The organism is Thiohalocapsa sp., from assembly GCF_019695415.1.
GTDB lineage: Bacteria > Pseudomonadota > Gammaproteobacteria > Chromatiales > Chromatiaceae > Thiohalocapsa.
This window is the reverse complement of record NZ_JAIFKJ010000530.1, coordinates 1-4950: the sequence shown is the minus strand read 5'-3', so window position 1 is coordinate 4950 and position 4950 is coordinate 1. Positions and strand designations below refer to the sequence as shown.

At 69.9% G+C, this 4950-nt stretch carries 3 protein-coding genes; 2 read left to right on the top strand and 1 reads right to left on the bottom strand.

Translation table 11 applies throughout. From position 1 onward, the window contains the following. Positions 1 to 2: 2 nt before the first annotated feature. Positions 3 to 1568: a glutamine-hydrolyzing GMP synthase gene (gene guaA / locus I6U14_RS14710; protein ID WP_296900269.1), complete on the top strand. Its 1566-nt coding sequence runs from the start codon at positions 3 to 5 to the stop codon at positions 1566 to 1568. Positions 1569 to 1588: 20 nt separating this feature from the next. Then, the gene (gene tadA, locus I6U14_RS14705) at positions 1589 to 2074 is read left to right on the top strand and encodes a tRNA adenosine(34) deaminase TadA (protein ID WP_296900268.1); all 486 of its coding nucleotides are present in this window, start codon (positions 1589 to 1591) and stop codon (positions 2072 to 2074) included. A 193-nt stretch (positions 2075 to 2267) separates the two neighbouring features. Here tadA and I6U14_RS14700 read toward each other — a convergent pair. Next, positions 2268 to 4950: bifunctional acetate--CoA ligase family protein/GNAT family N-acetyltransferase (locus I6U14_RS14700; RefSeq protein WP_296900267.1), on the bottom strand; the 2683-nt coding region annotated here is incomplete at its 5' end.

The following is a 4950-nucleotide window of genomic DNA, read 5'->3' as shown; positions in this document are numbered from 1 at the left end:
ATATTCATGCCGACCGCATCCTGATCCTGGACTTCGGCTCCCAGTACACGCAGCTCATCGCCCGGCGGGTGCGAGAATCCGGCGTGTACTGCGAGCTGCATCCCTGGGACCTAGATGCAGACGCGATCCGGGCCTTCGCCCCCAGCGGCATCATCCTCTCCGGCGGGCACCAGTCAGTGCATGTGGACGAGACCCCGCGCGCCGACCCCCTGGTGTTCGACCTCGGCGTGCCCGTGCTCGGCATCTGTTACGGCATGCAGACCATGGCGGCGCAGCTCGGCGGCAGTGTTGCAGCAGCACTGGAGCGTGAATACGGCTATGCGCAGGTGCGCGCTCGTGGCCATTCCCGGCTGCTGCGAGACATCGAAGACCACACCACGCCCGAGGGCTATGGCCTCCTGGATGTGTGGATGAGCCATGCCGACCGGGTGGAGTCCCTGCCGCCCGGCTTCAGCGTCATTGCCCAGACCGCCAATGCCCCGCTCGCCGGCATCGCCGACGAGTCCCGCGACTTCTACGGGGTGCAGTTCCACCCGGAGGTCACACACACCCGCCAGGGGCAGCGCATCATCGCCCGCTTCTGCCACGAGATCTGCGGCTGCGGCAACCTCTGGACGCCATCCAATATCATCGACGACGCCATCGCCGCCGTTCGTGAGCAGGTGGGCAGCGACCACGTGCTGCTCGGCCTCTCCGGCGGCGTGGACTCCTCCGTGGTGGGCGCGCTGTTGCACCGCGCTGTCGGTGACCAGCTTACCTGCGTCTTCGTGGACAACGGCTTGCTGCGGCTCGGCGAGGCCGATCAGGTGATGGCCACCTTTGCCCGACACATGGGGGTGCGCGTCATTCGCGTAGATGCGGAAGCAATGTTCCTCGACCGGCTCGCCGGCGTCGAAGACCCGGAGCAGAAGCGAAAGATCATCGGCAACACCTTCATCGAGGTGTTCGACGCCGAGGCCGCCAAGCTCGAGGGCGTCAGATGGCTGGCCCAGGGCACCATCTACCCGGATGTCATCGAATCCGCCGGCGCGAAGACCGGCAAGGCCAAGGTCATCAAGTCCCATCACAACGTCGGCGGCCTGCCGGAGACGATGAATCTCGGGCTGGTGGAGCCCCTAAGGGAGCTGTTCAAAGACGAGGTGCGCAAGCTCGGCCTGGAGCTCGGGCTGCCGGCGGAAATGGTGCAGCGACATCCCTTCCCCGGCCCGGGTCTGGGCGTGCGCATCCTCGGTGAGGTGCACAAGGACTACGCCGACACCCTGCGCCATGCCGATCACATCTTCATCGAGGAGCTGCGCGGCGCCGGCCTCTACGACCAGGTCTCGCAGGCGTTCGCGGTGTTCCTGCCGGTGCGCTCGGTGGGTGTCGTCGGCGACAACCGCCAATACGCCCACGTCATCGCGCTGCGGGCGGTGGAAACCGTCGACTTCATGACCGCCCGCTGGGCCCACCTTCCCTACGACTTCCTCGACCACGTGAGCCGGCGCATCGTCAACGAGGTGGACGGCGTCTCCCGCGTCGTCTACGACATCACCGGCAAGCCCCCCGGCACCATCGAGTGGGAGTGAGCCGCGCAGGCAGCGAAGCAGTGCCGAGCCGCGCATCCGCAGAACAGGATCAGGCGTGGATGCAGCAAGCCCTGCGGCTGGCGGCAATGGCCGCAGCGGAAGACGAGGTGCCGGTGGGTGCTGTGGTCGTGCGCGATGGCGAGGTGCTGGGCGAGGGCTGGAACCGCCCCATCGCCGCGCATGACCCGACAGCCCATGCCGAGATCCAGGCCCTGCGGGCCGCGGCCGTCCGGGTGGGCAACTATCGGCTCACCGGAGCCGAGCTCTACGTGACCCTAGAGCCCTGCCCCATGTGCGCCGGCGCCATCGTCCACGCCCGCATCGCGCGGGTCATCTACGGTGCCCCGGACCCCAAGGGCGGCGCCTGCGGCAGCGTCTTCGACCTGCTGCCCTCGGACGACCGCTTCAACCATCGCACCGCCTGCGAAGGCGGCGTACTGGCGGCTGAGTCCGGTGACCTGCTGCGCGCATTCTTCGCTGCCCGTAGGAAGAGGCCCGCACCGTAACGAGGTCGTTGGTCGGCACCCATGCATCAGACCGACGAGCGACCGCGTAGCCGTCACGACGTCGGTTTGTCTTCGGTCAAATCTGACGGGCGCAGGCCGAGGTGGGAGCTCCCACGCCGCCGGCAACAACTGTCCCCCAGCCCTCAGCCCTTAGCCCTTAGCCCTGCCGCCGTCTGCGGCTGTCTGCGCACCTTCATCGACCGCCGCGTCGCGCGGCGTCCGTTGAGTCATCGAGCCGCAGCCGCACCTTGACGATGCCAAGGTCGTCGGGGTCGCGATGCTTCGTAAAGCCGAAGACCTCACAGAGCTTCAGCATGGTACGGTTGTCGCGCAGCACGTCGCCGGTGATCTCGCCGACACCGCGGCTGCGCGCATAGTCGATGACGCGGCGCATGAGCAAGACGCCTAGGCCCATACCGGCCATGTCGTGGCGCACGAGCACGGCGTACTCGGCACGTCGGCGGTCCGGTGTGACGGACAGGTTGGCGACGGCGTAGATGGGCGTGCGCCCGGCGCTGCCGGGCTCCGTCAGCACCAAGGCCATCTCGCGGTCGTAGTCCAGCTGCGTGAAGCGCGCGGCGGCCACGTGGTCCAGGGTGCGCATGGGCGCGAAGAACCGCAGCCGGGCCTCCTCCGGCGTAAGCCCGGCGACGGCCTCTTGCAGCGCGGGCTCGTCCTCCGGACGGATTGGCCGCAATAACAGCCGGCGGCCGTCGCCCAGGGTGATGGTCTCCTCCAGGGCCTTGGGATACGGGCGGATCGCGAGGCGCTCGCCGGGATCGTCTGTGCAGGCGCTCAAGTCCACGCGAATCCGGGCGTCGAGCGCGAGGACACCGCCGGCGTCCGTCAGCAGCGGATTGATGTCCAGCTCCAGCACCTCGGCGAAGTCACACACCAGCTGCGACACCCGCATCAGCGCCAGGGCCACCGCATCCAGATCGGCCGCGGGCTCGCCGCCGGCGCCTGAGAGCACCCGGTGGATGCGGGTCCGCGCGATGAGCTCGCGGGCCAGGCGCAGATTGAGCGGCGGCAGACCAATGGCCTTGTCGTCGATCGCTTCGACGGCGCTGCCGCCGTGGCCCACCAAGAGCACCGGGCCGAACTGGGTATCGTCAGCCACGCCGACGATGAGCTCATGGGCGTCGCGCCGGCGCACCATGGGCTGCACGCTGAAGCCAGTGAGCTCGGCATCGGGTCGGCTCGCCGCGAGCCGCTTCGCCATCAGCGCCGCTGCCTGCCCCACCTCCGCCGCGGTCGTCAGGTCCAGCGCCACGGCACCGGCGGCGCGCTTGTGCAGGACGTCCGGCGAGATCAGCTTCACCACCCAGGGGCCAGAGGCCATATCGGCCGCTATGGCTACGGCCTCCGCCGGCGTCTGCGCCTGCCGGGTGGGCACCACCGGGATGCCGTAGGCGGTGAGCACCTGCTTGGACTCCACCTCTGTCAGCCAGCCGCCACGGCGGGCCAGTGCGTCGGCGTCTAGGCCCGCGAGCAGCGCGCGCACCCGGGGCGCATCCGTAGTGAAATCCTCGGGCGGCGACGGCGGCGTTTCCATCAGCAGCCGCTGGCGTTCGCGATAACGCACCAGGTACATGAAGGCGCGCACCGCCTGCTCCGGCGTGTCGTAGGTCGGGATTCTGTGCGTTGCGAAGGCTTCTCGGGCACCGGCCATCGCCGCCTCCCCCACCCAGCTGGTGAGCAGCTGCGGTCCCTTATCCGCAGCCACCACCGCGGCTGCCGTGTCCTCTGGTGACGCGACAGCGGTCGGACAGTGCAGCACCAGCAGCCCGTCGACGTCCGGCACGGTCGAGAGTGCGTCCAATGCCGCGGCGTAGCGCGCGCCGTCGGCATCGCCGATGATGTCCACCGGGTTGGCGCGGGACCAGGTGGCCGGCAGAACGGCATCCAGCGCCCTGATGGTCGTCTCAGGCAGCACCGCGAGGCGGCCGCCCTGCTCGATGAGCTCATCGGTGGCGAGCACGGCGATCCCGCCGCCGTTGCTCAGGATCAGCAGCCGGTCGCCGCGGGGCGGCTTCGCAAGCGCCAGGACCTCCGCCGCATCGAACAGCTCCGTCAGCCCCCGCACCCGCAGCACGCCGGCCCGGCGGAAGGCGGCATCGTAGACGGCATCCGACCCTGCCAGTGCACCCGTGTGCGACGCCACCGCTCGCGCGCCCTCCGGGTGTCGGCCCGCCTTGACCACGATGATGGGCTTCATGCGCGCCGCCGCTCGCGCCGCGGACAGGAAGCGGCGGGCGTCGCGAATGGCCTCGACGTAGAGCAGTATGCCTCGGGTGGCGGGGTCGCCCGCCAGGTGGTCCAGCACGTCGCCGAAGCCCACGTCGGCCATGTCGCCTAGGGACACCAGGTGCGAGAAGCCGATGCCGCGGGTTGCCGCCCAGTCGATGACCGCCGTGAGGATGGCGCCGGACTGGGCGACGAAGGCGAGCCTGCCCGCCGCCGGCATGCGGTGTGCGAAGCTGGCATTGAGACCGCAGCCGGGGACGATGACGCCGAGGCAGTTGGGCCCCAGCAGCCGCAGCCCATGCCTGGCGGCCGCCGCCTGCACCGACCGCTGCAAGGCCGCGCCGCGGTCCGCAAGCTCGCCGAACCCCGCCGTGATGACCACCGCCGCTCGGGCGCCGCGTGCACCCAGGGCCTCGAGAACCTCCGGCACCGCCGCCGGCGGGGTGCAGACCACGCCGAGGTCGGGCGCCTCCGGCAGGCACGCGCCATCTGCGAAGCAGGGCTCGCCCCAGAGCCGCCGAGGATGTGGTCTCACCGGCAGTAATCGGCCCATGAAACCGGCGCCTGTAAGGTTGGGTAGACGGGTCGCACCGACGGAGCCCACGCGCACCCCGGCCACCCACGCGGGG